At 65.4% G+C, this 21,726-nt stretch carries 18 protein-coding genes and 1 tRNA gene; 10 read left to right on the plus strand and 9 right to left on the minus strand.

Translation table 11 applies throughout. From position 1 onward, the window contains the following. The first annotated feature begins 2 nt into the window (after positions 1-2). Entirely contained in the window at positions 3-917 is a 915-nt protein-coding gene (locus tag VFZ97_04345) for an alpha/beta hydrolase (GenBank protein ID HEX6392646.1), read from the plus strand. Positions 918-950: 33 nt separating this feature from the next. Here the strand turns inward: VFZ97_04345 and VFZ97_04350 are convergent, their stop codons facing one another. Continuing rightward, complete coding sequence (locus tag VFZ97_04350) at positions 951-1,928, minus strand: NADPH:quinone oxidoreductase family protein (GenBank protein ID HEX6392647.1); 978 nt, start codon at positions 1,926-1,928, stop codon at positions 951-953. 41 nt (positions 1,929-1,969) lie between these two features. Here VFZ97_04350 and VFZ97_04355 point away from each other — a divergent pair, with 41 nt between their 5' ends. The 5 genes from VFZ97_04355 to VFZ97_04375 all read left to right on the plus strand — a co-directional run bounded on the left by VFZ97_04355 (position 1,970) and on the right by VFZ97_04375 (position 7,323). After that, the gene (locus VFZ97_04355; GenBank protein ID HEX6392648.1) at positions 1,970-2,791 is read left to right on the plus strand and encodes an enoyl-CoA hydratase; all 822 of its coding nucleotides are present in this window, start codon (positions 1,970-1,972) and stop codon (positions 2,789-2,791) included. A gap of 15 nt (positions 2,792-2,806) precedes the next feature. Further along, on the plus strand, positions 2,807-4,333 hold the full coding sequence (locus tag VFZ97_04360; protein ID HEX6392649.1) for a CYTH and CHAD domain-containing protein: 1,527 nt from the start codon (positions 2,807-2,809) through the stop codon (positions 4,331-4,333). A gap of 89 nt (positions 4,334-4,422) precedes the next feature. Then, positions 4,423-4,764, plus strand: a complete 342-nt coding sequence (locus VFZ97_04365; GenBank protein HEX6392650.1) for a YciI family protein — start codon at positions 4,423-4,425, stop codon at positions 4,762-4,764. Continuing rightward, positions 4,703-5,971 (plus strand): sigma-70 family RNA polymerase sigma factor, encoded by a 1,269-nt coding sequence (locus VFZ97_04370; protein HEX6392651.1) that lies wholly within the window; start codon positions 4,703-4,705, stop codon positions 5,969-5,971. The genes VFZ97_04365 and VFZ97_04370 overlap by 62 nt, the downstream gene beginning before the upstream one ends. A gap of 35 nt (positions 5,972-6,006) precedes the next feature. After that, positions 6,007-7,323: a hypothetical protein gene (locus VFZ97_04375; GenBank protein HEX6392652.1), complete on the plus strand. Its 1,317-nt coding sequence runs from the start codon at positions 6,007-6,009 to the stop codon at positions 7,321-7,323. Positions 7,324-7,338: 15 nt separating this feature from the next. Here VFZ97_04375 and VFZ97_04380 read toward each other — a convergent pair whose 3' ends face one another. Next, positions 7,339-7,734: a hypothetical protein gene (locus VFZ97_04380; GenBank protein ID HEX6392653.1), complete on the minus strand. Its 396-nt coding sequence runs from the start codon at positions 7,732-7,734 to the stop codon at positions 7,339-7,341. A gap of 137 nt (positions 7,735-7,871) precedes the next feature. Continuing rightward, positions 7,872-8,267, minus strand: a complete 396-nt coding sequence (locus VFZ97_04385; GenBank protein ID HEX6392654.1) for a hypothetical protein — start codon at positions 8,265-8,267, stop codon at positions 7,872-7,874. A 4-nt stretch (positions 8,268-8,271) separates the two neighbouring features. Between VFZ97_04385 and VFZ97_04390 the strand changes: the two genes are divergently transcribed. From VFZ97_04390 to VFZ97_04400, 3 genes are all read left to right on the plus strand, one after another. After that, complete coding sequence (locus VFZ97_04390) at positions 8,272-9,090, plus strand: hypothetical protein (GenBank protein ID HEX6392655.1); 819 nt, start codon at positions 8,272-8,274, stop codon at positions 9,088-9,090. Positions 9,091-9,155: 65 nt separating this feature from the next. Then, positions 9,156-9,578: a nitroreductase family deazaflavin-dependent oxidoreductase gene (locus VFZ97_04395; GenBank protein ID HEX6392656.1), complete on the plus strand. Its 423-nt coding sequence runs from the start codon at positions 9,156-9,158 to the stop codon at positions 9,576-9,578. A 71-nt stretch (positions 9,579-9,649) separates the two neighbouring features. Continuing rightward, positions 9,650-10,717 (plus strand): hypothetical protein, encoded by a 1,068-nt coding sequence (locus VFZ97_04400; GenBank protein HEX6392657.1) that lies wholly within the window; start codon positions 9,650-9,652, stop codon positions 10,715-10,717. On the opposite strand, the gene VFZ97_04405 is transcribed toward VFZ97_04400, so the two are convergent. From VFZ97_04405 to VFZ97_04420, 4 genes are all read right to left on the minus strand, one after another. Next, positions 10,654-14,418: an ATP-binding cassette domain-containing protein gene (locus VFZ97_04405; protein ID HEX6392658.1), complete on the minus strand. Its 3,765-nt coding sequence runs from the start codon at positions 14,416-14,418 to the stop codon at positions 10,654-10,656. The two genes, VFZ97_04400 and VFZ97_04405, sit on opposite strands and share 64 nt — an antisense overlap. A gap of 5 nt (positions 14,419-14,423) precedes the next feature. Further along, positions 14,424-16,142, minus strand: coding sequence for a hypothetical protein (locus VFZ97_04410; protein ID HEX6392659.1), 1,719 nt, complete (start codon positions 16,140-16,142; stop codon positions 14,424-14,426). After that, positions 16,139-17,656, minus strand: coding sequence for a hypothetical protein (locus VFZ97_04415; protein ID HEX6392660.1), 1,518 nt, complete (start codon positions 17,654-17,656; stop codon positions 16,139-16,141). The genes VFZ97_04410 and VFZ97_04415 overlap by 4 nt, the downstream gene beginning before the upstream one ends. 212 nt (positions 17,657-17,868) lie before the next feature. Then, entirely contained in the window at positions 17,869-18,144 is a 276-nt protein-coding gene (locus tag VFZ97_04420) for a hypothetical protein (protein ID HEX6392661.1), read from the minus strand. Positions 18,145-18,423: 279 nt separating this feature from the next. Between VFZ97_04420 and VFZ97_04425 the strand changes: the two genes are divergently transcribed. After that, positions 18,424-18,496: transfer RNA gene (locus VFZ97_04425), tRNA-Asn, on the plus strand. A 17-nt stretch (positions 18,497-18,513) separates the two neighbouring features. Here the strand turns inward: VFZ97_04425 and rpoD are convergent. Both rpoD and dnaG read right to left on the minus strand, forming a co-directional pair. Continuing rightward, positions 18,514-19,848 (minus strand): RNA polymerase sigma factor RpoD, encoded by a 1,335-nt coding sequence (rpoD, locus tag VFZ97_04430; protein ID HEX6392662.1) that lies wholly within the window; start codon positions 19,846-19,848, stop codon positions 18,514-18,516. After that, a complete protein-coding gene (dnaG, locus tag VFZ97_04435) occupies positions 19,841-21,706 on the minus strand; it encodes a DNA primase (protein ID HEX6392663.1) in 1,866 nt (621 codons plus the stop codon). The genes rpoD and dnaG overlap by 8 nt, the downstream gene beginning before the upstream one ends. Positions 21,707-21,726 lie beyond the last annotated feature (20 nt).

Below are 21,726 nucleotides of genomic sequence, written 5' to 3' on the forward strand. Positions count from 1 at the left end.
GCATGGTCGACAAGGTTCCCTACGACGAGTTCGGCATGTTCCACGAGAACGCTGCCGAATACGGAATTCCCTACGCGAGCCCTCCAGCGGTCAAGCGGCAGTCGGTGGCGACAAAGGACGGCCGCCAGATCAGCTCGCTCGTGTGGGGAAAGTCCGACCCGGAACTGGTCTTCTTGCACGGTGGCGCCCAGAACGCGCACACGTGGGACACCGTGCTCCTCGCCCTCGACCGGCCGGCCATAGCCATCGATCTTCCCGGGCACGGCCACTCGGATGGCCCACGATCGGGACACCTCGACCTGTGGGACAACGCGAACGATGTAGCCGAAGTCATCCGCGAACTCGCTCCTAGTGCACGCGCGGTTGTCGGCATGTCGCTGGGCGGCATCACCGCTCTGGGTCTGGCCGATTCACACCCTGAGCTTGTGCCTGCGCTGGTGCTGGTGGACATCACACCGAGCGTCAACGCGGAGAAGTCGGGAGCGATCACCGCGTTCGTCAACGGGCCGGAGAGCTTTCCCGACTTCGACGCCCTTGTTGCTCGGACGATCGAGCACAATCCGACCCGCAGCGTCTCGTCTCTACGGAGGGGAATCCTGCACAACGCCCAGCAGCGCGACGACGGCTCGTGGGTGTGGCGCTACGCGAGGCACCGGGCGCTGGAACCTGACACCGGGGAGCGGCCGTACCGCGAGTTCGGCTCTTTATGGGACGCCGTCTCGCGCTTGAAGGTTCCCGTCATGCTGGTGCGCGGAATGCGCCCGCAATCGGTGGTCGACGACTCAGACGAGGCAGAGCTGCTGAAGCGATTGCCGGCCGCGCGGGTCGAACATGTTGCAGACGCCGGTCACAGCGTTCAGGGGGACGCTCCCCTTGAGCTCGCCAGGCTGATCGGTGGGTTCATCGACTCCCCCTGACGGCAAACCCGCCGTTCGTCGGCACCTCGGCGCTTACGGGGTAACCACGACCTTCCCGATGGCACGCCGTGCCTCCACGTCCCGCAAGGCGTCTGCGGCTCGCTCCAACGGGTAGGCCTCGGACACGTACGGCCGCATCAGGCCCTGTTGCCACCAGCCCATCAACTCAGCCACGTAGCGGCGATGGACCTCCGGTTCGCGCAGGACGAACGACCCCCAGAACACGCCGACGATGCTGCACCCCCGGAGCAGGACGAGATTGAGCGGAACCTTCGGGATGTCGCCGGCCGCGAACCCGATCACCAGGTAGCGGCCGTTCCAAGCGGTGGACCGAACCGCCGGATCGGCGTATTTCCCGCCCACTGGGTCGTACACGACGTCCGCTCCTTGGCCGTCGGTCAGTTCCCGGGTCCTCGACTTGAGGTCCTCGGTCTCGTAGTTGATGGTCTCGTCAGCGCCGTGTTTGCGGCACAGGGCAAGTTTCTCCTCGCTCGATGCCGCGGCGATCACCCGGGCTCCCATCGCCCGGCCGATCTCGACCGACGACAACCCCACCGCCCCCGCAGCGCCCAGCACCAGAAGCGTCTCGCCAGGCTTGAGATCCGCTCGGTCTCGAAGCGCGTAGTGAGAGGTGCCGTACGCGTAGAGGATGCCGGCCGCTTCCGCGAAAGAGGATCCCTCCGGTATCCCGTGGACGGTGTCGGCTCGAAGGAGAGCCTGTTCCGCCAACCCCCCGGTGAGCACGGACGACCCGCTCACCCGGTCCCCCGGTTCGAAATCCGTGACTCCTTCGCCAACGCGGCGAACAATTCCCGCGACCTCCGATCCGACCACAAAAGGAAGCTGCGCGTGGTACTGGTACTGATCGCGGGTCATCAGCAGGTCAGGGACGGTTATGGCGCACGCCTTGACGTCAACCACAAGATGCCCTGGCGCGGGTGCCGGCTCGTCGACTTCTGCGACCTCCAGCGCCTCTGGCCCGCTGAACTCCCTGCATACGATCGCTCTCACGGGCCCCGACCATACCGCCGGATCCCCATACGCTCTGTCCTATGGAGAACGCCGCCCAACTGGTCATCGTGTCGGTGGAAGATGGAGTTGCGACCGTCACCCTGAACCGCCCCAGCGCCCGCAACGCCCTCAGCGCGGCCGTTCTCAGGCAGCTGCGCAGCGAGTTCAGCGCTCTGGCTAATAATGATTCCGTCGGAGCTGTAATCCTCACCGGAACCGATCCGGCCTTCTGCGCCGGCCTCGACTTGAAGGAGCTCAGCAGCGGGGCACGGCTCGCCGAACCCGCGAGCGGCGACGGACCGCCTTGGCTCCCGTGGCCGCCGTTGGGCAAGCCCATCATCGGCGCCGTCAACGGCGCCGCGATCACGGGTGGGTTCGAGCTGGCCCTGAACTGCGACTTTCTCATCGCGTCCGAGCGGGCCGTGTTCGCGGACACCCACGCCCGGGTCGGGGTGCTCCCGGCATGGGGTCTGAGCGTGCTCCTGCCCCAAAGAGTCGGGTTCGCCATGGCGCGGCGGATGAGTCTCACCGGCGATTTCGTGGACGCTCGAACCGCCCTGCGAACCGGCCTGGTAACCGAGGTGGTGGCTCACGATCAGCTTCTCCCGGCGGCACAGAAAGTTGCCAAGACGATCGTCGCGAACAACCGGCCGGCCGTGCTCGAGTTGCACGAGTCCTACAGGAAGATCGAGGCCGAAGTCGTCGCCAACGGCTGGGACGTCGAACAGGAGACGGCCCGTCGCTGGCGCGAGGCCGGAGGGATGTCCGGGCTGGCCGAGCGGGTACCAGGAGTGTTCTCCCGCGGGCGCCAGCAAGCCGGTGCTCTATCAGCTGAAACAGACCGCGGCTCCGGCTCAGAGTGATGTAAACCGGTTCCGGTGGAAAGCGAACGGGAGGTCAAGTTCGAGGTAGCCGAGGATTTTCGCCTAACGGCCCTGGAACAAATCGCCGACGTAGAGGTCCGGCCCGCCGGCGAACAGGTCTTGAAGGCCACCTACTACGACACGGCCGCTCTCGACCTGGCCCGCTGGGGGGTTACCCTCCGTTTCAGGACCACCGGCACGACCTCGGGCGGGCCGCCGTCCGACGGCGCGTCGGAAGGCAAGTGGACGCTGAAGCTCCCTGACCCGACGGGTGCGGTAGAGCACTTGATGTCCCGCACCGAGGTGGACTTCCACGCAGGCCCCGGAAGCGTCCCCCGGGACGCCGAGGACCTCGTAGGTGCTTATCGCAGGGGCCGCCGCCTTCACCCTGTATGCGACCTGACAACCACCCGGGTCAAGCACCTTCTTCTTCCTTCCGATTCGCCGGACCCGGCTGCGGAAGTCGACGACGACACCGTAGAGTTCACGACCTCGAAGGGACGCTCAGGGCGGTTCCGTGAGATCGAGGTGGAGCTGAAGAGCGAACGTGGCGCCGGTCTACTTCCGACAGTCGCGCAAGCCATGCAGGACGCAGGCGCGCAGAGCGATAGTGGCGAGCCGAAGGTTCTCAGGGCGCTCGAATGGAAGCCGCCGCGCTTTCCTCCTCAGTCGCTCAGCAAGAAATCATCGGTCGAATCGCTCGTCTCCTACGCCGTCGCCGGATCAGTGCGCCGATTGCTCAGCAATGATCCGATGGTACGGATCACGGATGACTCGGAGGCGGTGCACCAGGCGCGGGTTGCGACCAGACGTTTGCGCAGCGACCTCTCGACCCTGAAGCCCCTTTTGAAGGCCAAGACTCTTCACCAGCTCCGCGGAGATCTCAAAGAGGCGGGAGCGCGCTTGGGCACACTCCGAGACACCGATGTCATGCTCGAGCGGCTCCGCAAGTCCGTGTCGAAGCTTTCACCCCGTGAGCGGGAGGAAGCCGAGGTGTATGTCGCGCATCTGGTCCAAGAACGTGGGGATGCAAGATCACACGTCCTGGATTATTTGTCCTCGGATACTTACGTCATCACGGTTGACCATCTCGTCGACGCGATCGATCGACCGCCGGTTCGAACGGCAGATTTGAGAGCTGCGGACGTCCTGCCTGACCTCACTGCGCGGAGATGGAAAGCTCTCAAGCGCCGTGTGAAGCGGTTGGGTTCGAAGCCGGCAGACCAAGATCTCCATCAGGTGCGAATTGCCGCCAAGCGATGCCGGTATGCCGCCGAACTGGCAGCGCCGGTAGTCGGCGAGCAAGCCGCCCTGATGGCGAAAACTCTCGCCGATCTGCAGTCGGTGCTCGGCAAGCTTCAGGATGCCGTCGTCCTCGAGCAATGGATCCGCACCACGTCTGCACATCTGCCCGAGTATCGGGACTCTGTCGCGGACGAGCTCATCCGTCGAGAACGGAAGCAAGCAGCCAAGGCGCGCAAGACCTGGCACAAGCCCTGGGACCGCATCAGCAACAAGGGACTGGCGGACTGGCTGGGCTAGACCTGCGGAACTACGGAAACTCTCGTCACGCTGTCCTGCCGGCCCCTCTCCGTTCGTCGTACTGGCGTTACCATCACCGAGGAGGACCAATGAAGTACATGTTTTTGCTGACCAGAGGCAGCTGGCAGGAGAACGGCAGTGAGGAAGAGATAGCCCAGGTGTTCGCCAAGCTCGAGCCCTGGTTCGCAGCGAAGTTCGCCAACGGCACCTTCGTCGAAGGTCACCAACTTCAATCCCCTGGTACCGCAACCACGGTCGTGTTGGAGGCCGGAGACTCGACACTCGTGGACAGGCCCCTGCTGGAAGCGAAGGAGGCGATCGGCGGATACGTGATCGTCGATGTCGCCGACCTGGACGCGGCGCTGGCCGTTGTCCGCAGCCTGCCGGTACCCGACGGAAAGGTCGAGGTGCGGCCTGTCCTCGAACGGTAAGGCCGTAACCGACGCTCGATCGGCTCTCGACCGGGCGTTCAGGGAGGAGGCGGCCAGGCTCACTGCAAGCCTGGTTCGCCTTCTCGGCGACTTCGATCTCGCCGAAGAGATGGTCTCCGACGCGGTGCTGGAAGCTTTGTCGAACTGGCCGACTCACGGAGTCCCGGAGCGTCCCGGAGCTTGGCTGCTCACGACCGCACGGCGGAAAGCCATCGACCGGCTTCGCCGTGATGCGCGTTACCGGGAGAAGCTCGCCCTGCTCGCGGCGCTGCCCGAGACGGCCATTCGCGAGCCCGACGACCGTCTCCGGCTGATTTTCACCTGTTGCCACCCGGCTCTCGATCCGGATGCACAAGTCGCCCTGACGCTTCGAGCGGTCGCCGGGTTGACTACCTCCGAGATAGCCCGGGCCTTCCTGCTGCCCGAGCCGACGCTCGCCAAACGGCTCACCCGGGCCAAGCACAAGATCGCCGTCGCGGGCATCCCCTACCGAAGCCCGGAACCGGAGGAGATGGCGTCCCGTCTGCACCAGGTGCTCCGGGTCATCTACCTGATCTTCAACGAGGGCTACTTCGCGACAGCCGGCGACCAGGCCGTGCGGTTCGAGCTGGCTCACGACGCCGCGTGGTTGGCGACGTTGCTCACCCGGTGGCTTCCAGACGAACCCGAGCCGCTGGGCCTACTCGCGCTGATAATGCTCCACCTGGCCCGCTGGAGCTCGCGACTCGACACGACCGGAAACCTCGTGCTGCTCGAGGACCAGGACCGCTCCCTCTGGGATCGTTCCCGGATCGAGGCCGCCGGCCGTCTGATCGAGCGTGCCGCATCGATGGGGCGAGTCGGGCCGTACCAGATAGAAGCGGCGATTGCAGCCGTTCACTGCGAGTCGCCGTGTTGGTCCTCGACAGATTGGCGTCAGCTGCTTGCTCTTTACTCCTTGTTACTGAGTGTCGATCCGTCACCGGTTGTTCGTCTCAACCGGGCGATCGTGATCGCGCAGGTGCAGGGACCTGAGGAAGCGCTGCTCGAGGTCGACGCGCTCCGCGATGTCCTCGACCGGTACCACCTGTTCCACGCCACCCGCGCCGCTCTTCTGTCGAGGTTGGGCAGGACGGCTGAGGCGAGAGAGTCGGACGCCCATGCGCTCAGGCTCGCGACCAACCCCGCAGAACGGGCGCTCCTCGAGCACCGCCTGACCGACGCTTAGCCGAAGCTCAGCGCCGGCTATACGGTAGATCGTGCATGCTGCGATGCTCGGGTTGCGCTGAGATTGTCTCCGAGTACGCAGCCCGCTGCCCCAACTGCCGGCGCAGCGTGGACGACGCCCTGGAGATTACGGACTCGCGGGATGCAAGCGCGGCTGCATCAGATATCGCCTACGCGGGGATCGAGATGGGGGCGCCCGTCCGGGACTTACCAGGCGGCTCGAAGGCGTATTCACCAAGCCGCGCGGTATTAGCCGCCTTGTGGGCGGCGATACTGACGGTGGGTGCTCTCGGCGCCTTCTTGTCGACCAGCCCCGCGGGAAGCGCCGCGGCCCCCGCGCTGAAGGATCTTGACGGTCGCATAGTGGCGCAGTCGCCCGGTGGTTCGATTGTCCGAGTTGATCCCGCCGCCGGGAGCACTGTGCCATACGAGACCCAAGGGGCGGAGGGACAGGTCGTTTTCCTGGCGAGTTCACCCGACGGAACAGCCTGGATCGATTCGGCGGGCAGGGCGGTCACGTTCAGCGGGACAAAGATCACCGCTATCCCGACGTCTGTCACTGGTCAACTCGTGAGCAGCCGTTCGCTCGCGCCCTCTGAGTCCTTCGCCGACAAGGGACAAGCGCTGGTCCTTCTCACCCGTCAGGCGCTACGGCCGGCTTTTGCGGACGTGGTCATGCTCGGCAGCGGGGAGGATGCCGCTCTAGGGGCGGTGGACAGCGCCGGAGGGGATCCGCAGACCTTTGGTGCGTTCGTCTCGACGCCTGCCCAGCAACGAAGGTCGCACTCCCGTGGTTTCGCACCCGCAGACTTGGACGTGGAGCTTCGCCAGGCCGGCCAGCCGCCCCTTGTCCTGGCCACCGCCGCTCAGCTGAACCTGGATGTGGGTTGGCTGCCAACGACACCGGTCGAATTAGGCGTTTATCCCAGCCCAACCGGGGACGCGGTCGCGGTGGTGGTAACTCCGCTCAATCCGGTCGACAGCGACGCCCCGATGGTCGTGTTGAGCCGGGACGGAAGCGTGCTGAGCGTTCTCAGCGATTGGCGTGGCCCGATGTTCGGCAGCGAGCCGGTGTGGTCGCCCGGCGGCCGAGAGCTCGCCTACCCGACTCAGACGGCCACCGGAGCCGCCCTCGCCATCACGACCGAAACGGGAACGGTTGAGGCTCTCGCCGCCCCGACCACCTCCACGACCTTCGGCAACTGCGTTTGGGCGCCATCGTCGAACGGGACTGTTTGCGAGGCTCGAGTACGCAATCGCGAAGTCTGGCTTTACAACACGCGGGCCGCGAAACGCCTCATCGTCGAGCCCGCTCGAGGAAGGCCACTCGCCTGGATCTCGAGCTCGCTCTGAAAACCGAGGAGGCATTTACTGGCGATCGCGCCGGCTTCGAGAGCCGCGGAAATGCCCGACCTTGTAGCCGACCCAACCCGCTCCAGCGCCAACGGCAATCAACTCGAGAAGGTGGAGCAAAGTGAAGACCACACCGGCCAGGATCCACGCGGCCGCGCCCAACGCGACCAGCGCTGCGACTACGAGCATCACCGATCCCCCAAGACTGCGGCGGTGCCGCGGAGTCGAGGTTGGCGACGGGTGAACGACCTCGGCTCCGGTCGCGAACCGACGGACGTCTGGCGGCGACTGCTGAATCTGCCGGGGAACCTCGACGGATCGGGCGCCCGCTGCGGGTTGCGGGCTCGTTCCCAGCGTGCGGCATATCAGGCAATCGGGCGGGTTGAATCCGTGAATGCATGTCGTTGCCATAGTCCGATTCCCATCCTGGCGCGTCGGCGGGGGCCCCGGCGACTGTACGGTAAGTAGCAGCTTACCGACCTCAGGCCTGGCCAACAGACGCACCGGGCCGCGGCTCAACGACGGAGGGAGCCGAGCCGATATCACCGCTACCTACGTTTGAAGCGGGGTTCTCGGATGGCACCGGTGCGTTCGCATCCATCGACCCAAGTCGTCGCCGCAGCGGCCGCTGCGGTCTTGTTCATCGCGGCCTGCAGTGCCGGCGCGCCGTCGGCGGCCCGGCACGGGCGCGGGGTCTCCGCACCGACGAGCTCGTCGACCGAGTCCACGCTCGGAACGACTACCACGTCGAGCAGCACGACCGCCACGACCGGACCACCGCAACCATCGTCAACCGTCGGATCGCGGACGACTCTGGCCCGGGGCTCAACGTTGCCGGCGCCTCGTCCGGCGCCGGCGCCAACCCCGCCACCGCCTGTGGTCGCGGCAGTCGGTCCCACCATCGCCGGATGCCCTGTCTTCCCTTCGGACAACGCTTGGAACACCGACGTGTCCAACCTGCCGGTCGACACCCACAGCGCGGCGTGGATTGCCAACAGCGGCGGACCGGCCCTGCACATCCACCCCGACTTCGGTGATTCCGGCACTTCGGTGCCGTACGGAATCCCGTTCATCGTCACCAATTCCTCTCACCCGAAGGTGAACATAACTTTCGACTACGCGGACGAGAGCGATCCCGGTCCCTACCCCTTCGGACCGGACACGCCGATCGAGGGAGGAGCGGGGAGCGGAGGCGACCAGCACGCGATCATGCTCGACTCGACGACCTGCAGCTTGTACGAGCTGTACAACGCCAACTACTCGCCACAGGGATCGACGGCCGGCTCGGGCGCCATCTGGAACCTGAGATCGGACGCCCTGCGTCCGAGCGGCTGGACTTCGGCGGATGCGGCCGGGCTGCCCATCCTTGCCGGCCTGCTACGCCAGGACGAGGTGGCAGCCGGGATTGTGCGGCACGCGATCAGGATGACCGTGCAAACCACCGACAAGCTGTTCGTGTGGCCGGCGCGTCACGAGGCGAGTTCCGTTAGCGACCCGAGCTACCCGCCGATGGGCGCGCGCTTCCGGATGCAGGCCTCGGTCGACATATCCCACTTCAGTCACGACACCCAGGTCGTGCTCACCGCGATGAAGCACTACGGGCTGATCGTCGCCGACAACGGATCCAACTGGTACTTCCAGGGCGCCGCGCAGCCGGGTTGGGACAACACCATGCTCGACGAGCTGAAGACCATCCCCGCGGGAGACTTCGAGGCGGTCGACACCTCTTCGTTGATCATCGATCCGAACTCCGGGGCGGCCCGCTAGCAGGGAAGCTTTCTGGACCGGCTGTCGTTGTGAAGTCGAGAACCCAATTCCTGTGGAGGGACGCCATGCCGGAAGTGCAGGACTTCAACGCCAAGATCATCGAGGAGTTCAGGAGCAACGCCGGCAAGCTCGGTGGCGGTTTCGAAGGCGCGCCGGTACTGCTGCTGCACCACACCGGAGCGAAGAGCGGCCGTGCACGAGTGAACCCGCTCGCGTACCAGCCGGTTGGAGACGATTTCGCCATCTTCGCGTCAAGGGGTGGCGCCCCGCAGAACCCGGACTGGTACTACAACGTGCTGGCGCATCCCGATACGGAAATAGAAGTCGGGACCGACACCATCGCGGTGACCGCCCGCGAACTGCACGGCGCCGAGCGATCCGAGATCTGGGAACGCCAGAAGACACTCATGCCGGGCTTCGCCGACTACGACCGCAAGACCGAGGGCATCCGCCAGATCCCTGTGCTGCTTCTCTCGCGGCGAAGCTGAGCTACACGAGACTGGGCCCGGAGCCCGTTCAGCTTGTGGAGGAAGCACCGCAAGCATTAGAGATCCGGTCCATGACATTCCGAGTTATCCAGTGGGCGACCGGCGGCGTTGGTCAGGCCGCCATCCAGGGAGTCGTGCGGCATCCCGACCTGAACCTCGTGGGGTGCTGGGTGCACAGCCCGGCGAAGGCGGGCAGGGACGCTGGAGAGCTCGCCGGAATCGGCGCGATCGGCGTGCCCGCCACGAACGATGTCGACGCGATCCTCGATATGGAAGCCGACTGCGTCGTCTACGCGCCGCTGGTGCCGGACGACGCAGAGGTTGCCAAGATCCTGCGATCCGGCAAGAACGTGGTCACTTCGGTTGGATGGGTCTACCCCGATCCGAGCCGCGTCGGTCAGTTGATTGAGGCTTGCGAGGCTGGTCGGGCGACTCTCCACGGCACCGGAATCCACCCCGGAGGGATAACGGAACGTTTCCCACTCATGGTCTCCGCTCTTTCGAACGCCGTCACGTTCGTGCGGGCCGAGGAGTTCTCAGACATCCGCACCTACAACGCCCCAGAGGTTGTCCGCCACATCATGGGCTTCGGCGGCACGCCAGCCGAGGCCCTGGACAGCCCCATGGCGGGTCTGCTTGGAGGCGGGTTCAAGCAGTCGGTGCGGATGGTTCTCAAGGAGATGGGATTCGCCGACGCGGATGAGGTAAGGACGGTCCAGGAGGTCGCGGTTGCGTCCGCCCCGATTGACTCTCCCATCGGGACGATCGGACCCGGCCTGGTGGCGGCCCGCCGGTTCAGATGGGAAGGCGTCGTCCGCGGGCAAGTGGTAGTGGCCGCGGTGGTCAACTGGCTCATGGGCGAAAAAGACCTCGATCCGGCGTGGAACTTCGGTCCGGAAGGTGAACGGTTCGAAGTCGAGATCGTCGGCGACCCGCCGGCGCTGGTCACCTTCAAGGGCTGGCAGCCGGAAACGGTTGAGGAGGGGCTTCTGCGCAACCCGGGTGTGGTGGCGACGGCGATGCATTGTGTCAACGCGATCCCATACGTGTGCCGTGCCGAGCCGGGGATAAAGACCTACCTCGACCTTCCCTTGATCGCAGGGCGGGCCGCACCCGACCTGGCGCGCGCCGGCGCCTGACGGCGTCCCGAGCGGGCTACCGCGTCTGCGTCGGTCCCGAGATACGAAGCGATCACGTCGGGGTGCGAAAGAACCTCGTCTGGCGACCCTTCCGCGATGATGCGCCCGAGCTCCAGCGCGATAAGCCGATCGCAGAGAGACGAGATCAACGTCATGTCGTGCTCGATAACAACGATCGAGCAACCGGTGTCGGACACAACCCGGCGCAACAATGGCGCCAGAGCCTCGGTCTCCGCCTGAGCCACACCTCCGGACGGCTCGTCAAGAAGCAGAACGTCGGGACGCTGCGCCATCACACAGGCAAGCTCGAGGATCCGACGCGTGCCGGTGGAAAGCAAGCCCGCCGGCCGGTCGCGGAAAGCCGTCAGCCCTAGCTCCTCGACCAGGTCGTCGACTCGCTCGGCGACCGCCGCCTCCGAGTCCGTTGACGCCGGCATTCTGAACGCCGCCGCGAAGGGGTCACGGTTGGCGACGTGCCGCTCGAGGGCGACCGCGATGGTTTCGGCGACTGTCAGGCTCGGAAACAAGCGGGCTTCCTGAAAGGACCTGCCGAGACCGGCCCATGCGCGTTCGTGAGGCGCCCAATCGGTGACATCCTCGCCGAATATCCGGACCCTCCCCTCGTCTGACGCGAGAAACCCGCACATGACGTCGAACAGGGTCGTCTTTCCGGCGCCGTTGTGGCCGATGAGCCCGACGACCTCTCCCCGCCGGATACTCAAGTCGACGTGGTCGACGGCAGTGATGCCACCGAACCGCTTCACCAGGTCGGCACACTCGAGAACCGAAACCGAAGTCGCCAGCTCCTCGACTTGCCCGCCGTTCGTAGTAACGGTGACCGGTCGTTGTTGATGGGCCGTCTCGCAACCGATGAACACCGCCCTCAGGAGGTCGGGCCGGTCGAGTAGATCCGCGGCCGGTCCGCTGAAACGAACCTGCCCTTTTTCCAAGAAGGTCGCGCGCTCCGCCAGAAGGAGCGCGACGTTCACCGATTGCTCGACGATCAAAACCGTGGTGCCCTGCCGGTGGATCTCCCGCACCGCGTCGAGCAGCGTCGACACAACCGTCGGCGCAAGCCCTAGTGACAATTCGTCGATGCAAAGCAGCCTTGGGCGCACCAGGAAAGCCATCGCGAGCGACAGCATCTGCTGCTCGCCCCCGGACAAGTTTCCGGCGGTCTGGGCCGAACGTTCGGAGAGAACGGGAAAAAGGTCGGTCACTCGCCGCCGAGCCTCCGTGGCGGCAGAACGATCGGCGCGCAGCGGCCAAGAAGCAACTCTGAGGTTCTCCGCGACGGTCAACGACGGGAACACGCCTCGCCCGCCCGGCATCATGGTGAGCCCCATCCGGGCTATCGCCTCGGTCGGGTGACCGGTCACGTCCGCAGTACCGAAGGCAACCCGCCCCTCGTTGGATGGGAGGAGACCGGTGACTGCACGGAGGAGGCTGGACTTTCCGGCTCCGTTGGTGCCGAGCAGGGCGACGATCTCACCCTCGCGGACGGTCAGGTCCACACCGAACAGCACCTGCATCTGGCCGTACGAAGCGCACACGTTGCGGCACTCCAGCAGCACGCGCGGATCCAGCAAATCGTCGTCGCTGGAGACCGCCAGTAGCTCCCGCGTCGCCTCGTCGGCATCCCCGCCGGTCTCGTCGACGGTGGCCCATGCGCTCGTGTCGAGCCCGCGACGGCGGGCCACCGCGACGACGAGCCGGTCGCGTGCTCGCTCGTAGAGTCCGGCGAGCCCGGAAGGCAGAACCATCAACACCACCAGCAGCCCGACTCCAGTCAAGAGCAGTTGTGCCTTGGGGAACTCGATGCCGATCCACTGGATCAGCGCGACGCCGGCGAGCGATCCACCGATCGACGACAGTCCTCCGATCACGACCATCGAGAAGACCGTGATGCTGTCAACCGGCTGGAAGGTTTGGTAGCCGACGCCGCCGAGTATCACGACGTAGAGGGCACCGGCCGCACCCGCGATCACTCCTGCAACCGTGAAGGCCATCAGTCGGGTTCGGGCTGTCGGGATGGCAGCAGCCTCGGCGGCGCGGATGTTGTCGCGGGTGGCGAGAATCACCCGTCCCGAACGCGCTGCACGGATGCCTCGCGCCAGAACGATCGACAGTGCAAGGACGCCGAGGCACAACAGGTAGACGTCGCCCTCACCGTGTAGCGGAAACCGCTTCCAGAGCACCGGCCTGACCACCGACGACGGCAGTTGTTTGGCGAAGTTGGTCGGATTGAAGAAGAAATCGTTCGCTGCGACTGCGAACGCGAGAGTGGTCACCGCCAGGTAGAGCCCCCGGACGCGAAGTGCGGGGAGGCCGAGCACCACGGCAACGACAGCGGCGGCCACGCAGGCAGCGGCCATCGAGAGAAAGAAGTCAAGATCGAAGTGCATCATCAGATCGCCCGCCACGACGGCGCCGACTCCGACGAGGGCGAACTGCCCGAGGCTTATGGTGCCGGTCCACCCCGATAACACCACGAGAGACAGCGCGGCCAGGGCGAAGACCAACCCGATGCTGACCTGGTCGAGGCGACCGGGCGATACAAACGCCGGAAGCGTGAGCAGAACCGCCGCTAATGCCATGAGCGCTATGCCTTTTGCGGCCCTCACTTCCGGAAGGGTCCGAAGGTAAGACGCTATGGGCCGAAGATCCCCGATCGCCGACCACGACGAGTCGTCGGATGTTTCCGCGCGGTTCTCGGAGCGATGCTGAAGCAGCAGGGCTATGAGGATCACGCCGAGGAACAGGGGCGTCTCGACGGACTGCTTCGACACGTCGAGCCGGACGACCGATTCCATGACGCCAAGGACGACAGCTGCGACGAACGCGACAACGAGCGAATCCATTCTCGCGACCACAGCCGCAGCCAGGGGCGGCAGCAGGATCGCGGGTCCCGCAGCTGCGTCCAGAGGCACTCCCGCCCGGGGCGCTTGCAGAATCACCGCGAGCGCGGCCACCACCCCACCAAGCGTCCACACTCCGAGAAGCAGGCGCCTCGCGGGAATCGCGAGAAGTCGCGCCCGGTCCGGGTTGTCGGCGATCGCGCGCACCGCCCTGCCAGCGTCGGTGGCGAGCAGCCACCACGAGACGGCGACGACCACCAGCGGCACAACAGCCACGACGACGAGGTCGTTGCCGTTGAACAGGACCGGCTTGATCTCGGTGTGCACGGCCGACAGGCCCGTCTGGAAAGAGGCAATCAACGCCGGCCCGTGGAACCACCGAGGGACGTACAGCCCGATCCCGCCGAGCAGTTGCGCCAGCCCGATGCTCGCAACCGTCAACACCAGTCTCGGCGACTTCGAAAAGCGCCAGTTGATCAACGCGCCGACACCGAACCCGACCACCGCGCCGATCAGCAGCGAGAAGAGTACGACGACGGACCACGGCCAGCGGTGCGAGAGATAGATCGACGCACCGATTCCAGCCGGCAGCCCGCCCATCGCGCCGTAGGAGAAGTTGATCGCCCGGGTGACCTTGAAGGTCAGAACCAGGCCGAGGGCGAGGAGACCATTGAGGCTCCCGTACAGCACCCCGTATAGGACGGTGCCCAGGGGAACCTCGTGAGGAACGACCCGGGTCAGAATCAGCAGGCCGCCCACGCCCGCCGCTGCGAGGATCCGCCAGTCAGTTATGCGGTCAGCGAGCCGGTCGACGTTGCGGTCCTTTGTCAGCCGTGCGGTCATGCGGTTCATTGGGGGCCGTTGGGGAACACCGGCGGCGGTCCGGTGGGAGTGGTGGCCGGCGTGTAGTAGGTCGAGCCGAGCACCCACGAACCCTGCTCCTGATCGAAGCTCGACATCGCCTTCGGGTTCCACCATTCGAACCGGTATGAATGCTGCGGCGTCCAGTACGCGGCGCCGTTGATGTTGAAGGTCCAGGGCCCGTATTCGCCGTTCCCGCCGCCGTAGTTCCACAGCCCCTTCTCGAAGTTGAGCGGCGTGAGGTTCGGACCGGCTTCTTGGATCCCCAGCGCGAGGATGTAGAGATCCTCGTACAGGATGTCCACGATGTGTGCCGGGGGGTTGCCCGGGTCGACCGACTTCGCGGCGAAGTATCCGAGCGATCCACCGTAGGGGGGAACGTCGCCGTTGTTGGAGACCCCCATGGCGTGGGACCAGACCGCCTGGTTGAAGAGCTGGGCGACCAGGTCGATGTCCGTGAACGCAGCGCCGATGTTCAGCCACTCGGGCTCGTAGTGTGCGTTTTCGAGGTCGCCCGTGAGATATACGAGGGTGATCGGATCGCAACCGCATCCGATGGTCGTGATGCCATCGTTGACGATCTGCTGCTCGAGGCTCGCAGCCTCCTGGGACAGCTGCGAAAGATCGAGCGTGTAGGTGAGATTGGCGGCTGCCGGATGTCCGGCAGCAGCCATAGCGTCGAGCACCCGGTGCGCGCACTGCTGGTAGGCGGGGTTGTCGGGGGCGATGATGGCCGACTTTCGCGGTTGCCCGTTGCGGACCCCGGTGCCTGCCCACGTGACGTTCTGCGTGGCCATGTCGCGAACCGAGATCGCAGCGCCCTCGTCGGAGAGGTCGGTGCAGCTCGGGAAAAAGCTCCATCCGTATGGAGCGTGCTGCTGAAACCACTCCTGCGACATGTAAGGAACTCCGATGTTGACGACGCGCTGGGCGGAGAGCGCTTCCGCGTACGGTTGCGACAGGGCGCTGATGTCGCCGAACGCATGCATGGTGTCTGCAACGTGGATCGCGTCCGACTGCGCCGCGGCTTGGCCGCCGCCTGTGATCTCCTGGCCGAGCTGGCCCTGCCCGTTGTACTGCTGCAGAACCATCTTGCGGCCGTAGAACTGGAAGTGCAGGTTGAAGTAGGCCACCAGATCCGACAGCGTCCTCTCGACCGACTGGGGTGAGTCGGCGAACCGGCTGGCGTTGTACTTCCCCGCGATCTGCTGGATCGCTTGTTGCGCGCTCGACACGTTGTCCGCAGGTATCCGGTAACTGACGGTGATGGTGCTGGCAGTGACTCCCAGGCTGGTCGCTCCCCCGTTCCCTCCCGAGAACTGCACGCACGGCGGAGCGTAAGGATCACCTTGCACCTGCCGGCCGGCACACGCGGTCACAACCGGCGGGGCGTTCCCGCTTACTCCAGCATGGGCGGTTATGGCTGACCCAGAGGTGCCGGAGCCGCCGGCGGTGCTGCCGCCAACGGTCGCTGCCCCCTGCGACGACCCTGACACCGGAAGCCCGGTTGCCGCTCCGGGACCCTGTCCGCTACCGGAACCGGCTCCGGCGCTGACGTTCTGCTCGGGCGCCACCGTGGGGACGAGCAACGCCATCAGAAGGAATGCCGCTCCGATGACCAGGGCGGGTCCGTAGCCAAGAAGGAGCCTCCTGTCCGAAGGACGCAGGACGCGGGGCTGCCGATCGGTCGTGTCGCCGTCGGTCATGCCCGAAGCCTCCTGCGGCGCCGGCGAGGGCGCGGTTGGCGATGGCCGTAGACCGCGTCAGCTGCGAGCAACCCGCTTCCCAGGAGGACCACCGCGACCGCAGCAACGGAAGCCAGGCCGCGCCAGCAGCCCGAGCCACCCCGGGGGCTGATGGTGACGCACTTGACCAAGCCGACCGTTCGGACGGATTGTTGAGATCCCCCGCTGCGCGGAGCTGCTGCGGAGGACCCTGTCGCCGGCGTGGCGGCCTGGTAGCTCGGCAAGTTCGGCATGCTCGGCGGCGAAGGCCCCGAGCCGGGGGCGGTGAGGGGAAGGCCAGAGAACCCGGATGGTGGAAGAGGCGTCGCTGAGGGCGAACCGGCGAAGTCGAAGGGGTTCGTAAACGATGGCGCTGCCAATGTGTCCGCGCTCGCCCCTCCGAAGAACAGGTCCACCGCGCCTGCCCCCTCGAGGCTGGACATGAGAAGCGTGAGACCCGTTTCTGGAACTGTCGAGAGCTGCCCGAGAAGATTCTTCAATTGCGAGCAGTCGGCGCCGTGGGTCACTTGCCCGTTCAAGGCGTTGATGACCTGAGTGAGGGGCCCGACTGCGGGGCTGGCGAGTTGGTTGTCGAGTGCCGACCCGCTGAAGTGGACCTGGAGTGGACTCATCGACACCGCTCCTGTTCCTGGATCGACCGACTCGGCCGGGAGCGAAATCGTCACTCCCAGCATCGCGAGAAGTCCGTTCACCCCGGCCAGAGCGGTCCCGATCGGAACGGTTCCGGGGATGGTTATCGGGATCCCCCCAAGCCCTACGACCGTGATCGACGAGTAGCCGAAGGTGGCCTTGTTGGTGGGTTCGGAATTGCCGCGCTGTTGCGAGGCGCTCCACTTCAGCCCGTCGATGACTACCTTGCCGCCCAGAAGGCCCACGTCCTCGGCTACGGACGCGCTCGCGTTTTGCGCCTGTCCGTCCACGTAGTGAACCTCCGACTGCGCAATACCTTCGACGTGCACGACGCCGGGGACGTCCTGAGTCACCGGGTACGTGCGTGCTTCTGCCGACTCCGGCTTGACGGACACGCTTACATGCTCCGTGCCGGAGCCCGGCGGCGTCTTGACCCCCGGGAACAACTGAGCCTGAGTCGTGGCGCTGGACGGACCGTTCGCCGAGTCGGCGCTGAGCGGCTGCGGCTGCTGCTTCAGCGTGATGGCCTGGCCGCAGATAGGGCTCGACGCGACGGCGTAGCCGAGGCCGCCGAGATTGACCAGTGCTGAGGTGGCCTGCGTTTCTGACTGGTCGTACGCGGAGTAGGCCTGGCCGATCGTGCTGGTCAGGTACACGCCGCTCGAGGACGGCGAGGTGCCCACCACCGCGGAGTTGGCGGACGCCTCCCAGGCTTGGACGCTTCCTTCTGCCTGAGCGCCGGGAATGGCGACCTGAGACAGGACCAGTCCTGCGACACCGGCCAAAACGACGCCCACTGCCCTGCGCCGTCCCCCCATCGCGTTGGTGCCGATCTCCACGCTCATCCCCCCAGCGGCCGAACCAGAACACCGCCGGGCCGGATCGACACCGACGGAATACAGGCTTCGGGAAAAGGTTAGCCGGGCCAAATCTGACCTATCCCGTCACACCGCCTCCATACCGTGGAACCATGGGATACCGCGGAAAGCTGTCTGAGCAGGCAAGGGCGCGCGAACTGCGCACGCAGGCCTGGACGCTCGCGGACATCGCCTCCGAGCTAGGAGTCGCGAAGTCTTCGGTGTCCCTTTGGGTTCGGGATGTGGAGTTCACGCCGGAACCTCGACGCGCTGCTCGCCGGCGTGGGCCGAACATCCTCCAGCGGCGCAAGGCGGACGAGATCGAGCGGCTGAAGATCGAGGGGCTCCTGCGGCTCGGGAGCTTGAGTGAGCAGGCGTTTCTGGCTGCCGGGGCGGCGCTCTATGCCGGCGAGGGAGCCAAGAAGGATGGGAACGTCCTTTTCGCCAACAGCGATCCACGAATCGTTGCCTTCCACTGTGAATGGCTGCGGTGTTTCTTTGCCGTCGATGAGCGGCGCCTAACAGCCCGTGTCTACCTTCACGAAGGTCTCGACCTAGCCGCCGCTCAAGTGTTCTGGTCGAACATAACCGGAATACCTTTGGCGCAGTTCCGGAAGCCATACCGAGCCCGTGCCGACGCAACAATCCGTCGCAACAAGCACGAACACGGTTGTGTCTATGTCCGTTATTGCAGCAGCGAGATGCATCGGGCGATAATGGGGCTGATCGACGCTCTGCTATCGTCGAATGGACATTCCGGGGTAGCTCAATCGGCAGAGCGACGGCCTGTTAAGCCGCTGGTTGTGGGTCCGAGTCCCACCCCCGGAGCACCGGTGGACCAGCGACTATTCGTCGTGTAAGTAGTCCCGAAGATGCCCGCTGTGCATGGGGTGGCGAAGCTTGGCGAGCGTCTTCGACTCGATCTGACGGATCCGCTCACGCGTCACGCCGAACTCGCGTCCGACCTCCTCCAAAGTCCGCATCTGCCCGTCATCGAGCCCGAACCGAAGACGCACAACGCGCCGCTCCCTCTCGGACAACTCGGAGAGAGCCTCGTTGACCGCTTCGTTCAACATCGCCCGGGCGGCGGCTTCTGACGGTGCGATAGCCCCCTCGTCCTCGATCAGGTCGGAAAGGCTGAAGTCGTCGTCGCCCATCGGCTGTTCGAGAGAGACAGTTTCCTGGCTGACCCGCAGGATCTCGCGGACTTTCTCCGGAGTCATCTCCGCTCGGTCGGCAACCTCCTCCACGGAAGGCTCACGACCCAGGTCCTGCAACAGCTGACGCTGCGCGCGCATCACCTTGTTGATGATGTCGACCATGTGAACCGGGATGCGGATGGTTCTCGCCTGATCCGCGATCGCGCGCGTGATCGCTTGCCGGATCCACCACGTTGCATAGGTCGAGAACTTGAAGCCCTTCGTGTAGTCGAACTTCTCGACCGCTCTCATCAAACCGAGGTTGCCCTCCTGGATGAGATCAAGGAACGCCATTCCACGGTTGCGGTAGCGCTTCGCTATCGAGACCACCAGTCGAAGGTTGGCCTCAACCAGGATCCGCTTGGCGACCATGCCCTCCCGGCGGAGCCGTTCGTCGTGGGCGATCCCCTCTCGATTGCCCAGGAGGACGGTCTCCTCCTCGCAGTCGGCGAGTCGATCAGCCGCGGCGATCCCCTGCTCGACGCAACGGGCGAGCACGACTTCTTCGGTCGCGGTAAGGAGAGGAACCTTTCCGATCTCCTTCAGATACATGCGCACCGGGTCGGAGGTGCTGCCTCCAGGCGAGAGATCGAAATCGAAGCGAGGCTCCCCGCCGGCGCCTGAACGCGCCCGTAAACGTTGCCCCGCGGGACCCGAAAAACGCGCGAGCGCGAGCGCGGACTCCTTGGCGGCAAGGTCGTCGATGATCACGTTGTTGATCACCGGCTTGGCCACCTCTTCGAGATCGGCATCTTCGCCTTCGGCAACAAGCAGAGTGTCGTCGCGCCATTCGATCCCCGCGGCCTTGACCCGACCGATTGCTGCGTTGATCAGCGTTGGCGTCAACTCAACCGACTCCATGACTTCCATCAGGTCGTCAGGAGTCAGGTAGCCGCGTTCACGACCGACGAGCAACAGAGCGACGAAGTGCCCCGTCATCTCGCCTTCGGGCGTGAACGGTATCGACCCCCCTTCAGTCACTGTGTGTCGCCTCCGGTTGGCGCGCCTTCTCGTTGCGGGCCACCAGCCAGCGTATCAACCGTTCCTGGGCTGCGGCCGCTGAGTTCTCAGATGACTGTTCTTCCGAGCGTATTTCCTCGAGAGTCAGTTTCAACCAGGCGATAGTCGGAGGGTAGGACGTCTGCTCGGCAGCCGCGGCCTGGCGCATGTCCGACTGCAGATCGCGAAGTGCACGGTGTCCTGCACGTTCAAGCAACCGGGTCATGACGTCGTCTGCCGGGCTGACCGTGTCCTCCGCTGCAAGACGTTGCAGCAGGTCACCTGTCTGAGGGTCCGCCGCCTCGACTGCCTCGTGAAACGTGGTTGCCTCGGAAAGGACATCGAACGCGGCGCGCCCCAATGGATGGTCGAAAAGGACCGACTCCAGGCGGGCGGCGACGTCCTCTGGCCGGTGAACCGCAAGGCGAAGCGCCTCGAGCTCAGGCCCGCTCAGGGGAATCGGTGCAGGTCGCTCGGCGGTGCTGACGCGAGGACGGGCCCCGTTTCGTGTTTCGCTGTTTCGGTCGACTTTTGCGGCCAGGCGTTCACCCGGCTCTTCGATGCTCCGCAGCTCCATGGTCCGCAATCGGCCTGGGTCGACCCGGCAGCGGTCGGCGACCTGCATCACGTACTGGTCTCTCACCAGTTCGTTGGGATGCTCGCGAATCATGGTCATCGCCTCGCCCGCCGCGCGGGCTCGCGTTTCCGGGCTGGAAAGGTCCGAGCGAGCGAACAGGCGTTCCAGACGGAAACCGAGAAACGGTTGGGCCTCCTCCACCGCCTTCGACAGGGTCCCGGGGTCGGTGCGCGCCAAATCCGCGGGATCGGCGCCCGCAGGAATGCTCGCCACTCGGATGTCGACCTGAAAACGGTCCTCCCATTCGTAGAACCGCTCTGCCGCTGCCTGGCCGGCGCTGTCGGCGTCGTAGGCGAGGACGATCCGGCGGGCGAAGTTGGTCAACAACCGAATGTGGCCGTCCGCGAGGGCCGTCCCGCACGTCGCCACCGCCTCGTTGACTCCCGCCTGTTGAAGCCCGATGACATCGGTGTATCCCTCGCACACGACGACGCGACCTTTGTCCACCACCGCCTTCTTTGCCCAGTTGAGACCGTAGAGCACCCGGCTCTTGTCATATACCGCGGTCGCGGCGGTGTTCTTGTACTTCGGAGGTCTTCCCCCGGGAAGGGCACGACCTCCAGCTCCAACCGGGCGGCCGCCGGCTTCGAAGATCGGGAACATGATCCGGGCGCGGAAAAAATCGGTATGGCGGCCGGTCTTGTCGAGTGTCGCCAGCCCGGCGTCCACCAGGTCCTTCACCGGAACCCCCAGGCTGCGAACGAGGGTGTCCCACCCGTCGGGAGCCCACCCGAGCCTGTACGCGCGGACAATCTCGCTGTCGTATCCCCTTTCCCGCCGAAGGTACGCCCTCGCCGCTGAGCTGTCCGGCCCCGATAGCAGGCGCTGGTGATACCACTCGATCGCCTTCTCGAGCGTCTCGTGAATCCGGGTACGCCGCTGGTGGTCGCGCCCACCGGTGCCCTGGTCGTCATAGCGCAGCGCAATGCCGGCCTTGCCGGCGAGCCGCTCGACCGCCTCCACGAAATCGAGATGTTCGATTTCCCGAACGAATGTGATCACGTCGCCCTTCGCGCCACAGCCGAAGCAGTAGTAGAACCCGAGCTCCGCGTTCAGCGAAAACGATGGCGACTTCTCCGCGTGAAACGGGCACAGCCCAACCCAACGGTTGCCGGTCTTCTTCAGAGCGAGGTGCTCGCTCGCCAACGCGACGAAGTCAGTAGCCGCTCGAACTCGGGCTATGTCTTCGTCGACGATTCCCACGCCCCGACCTTACGGCCCTA

This window comes from Acidimicrobiales bacterium, from assembly GCA_036378675.1.
In the GTDB taxonomy this organism is placed as follows: Bacteria; Actinomycetota; Acidimicrobiia; order Acidimicrobiales; family Palsa-688; genus DASUWA01.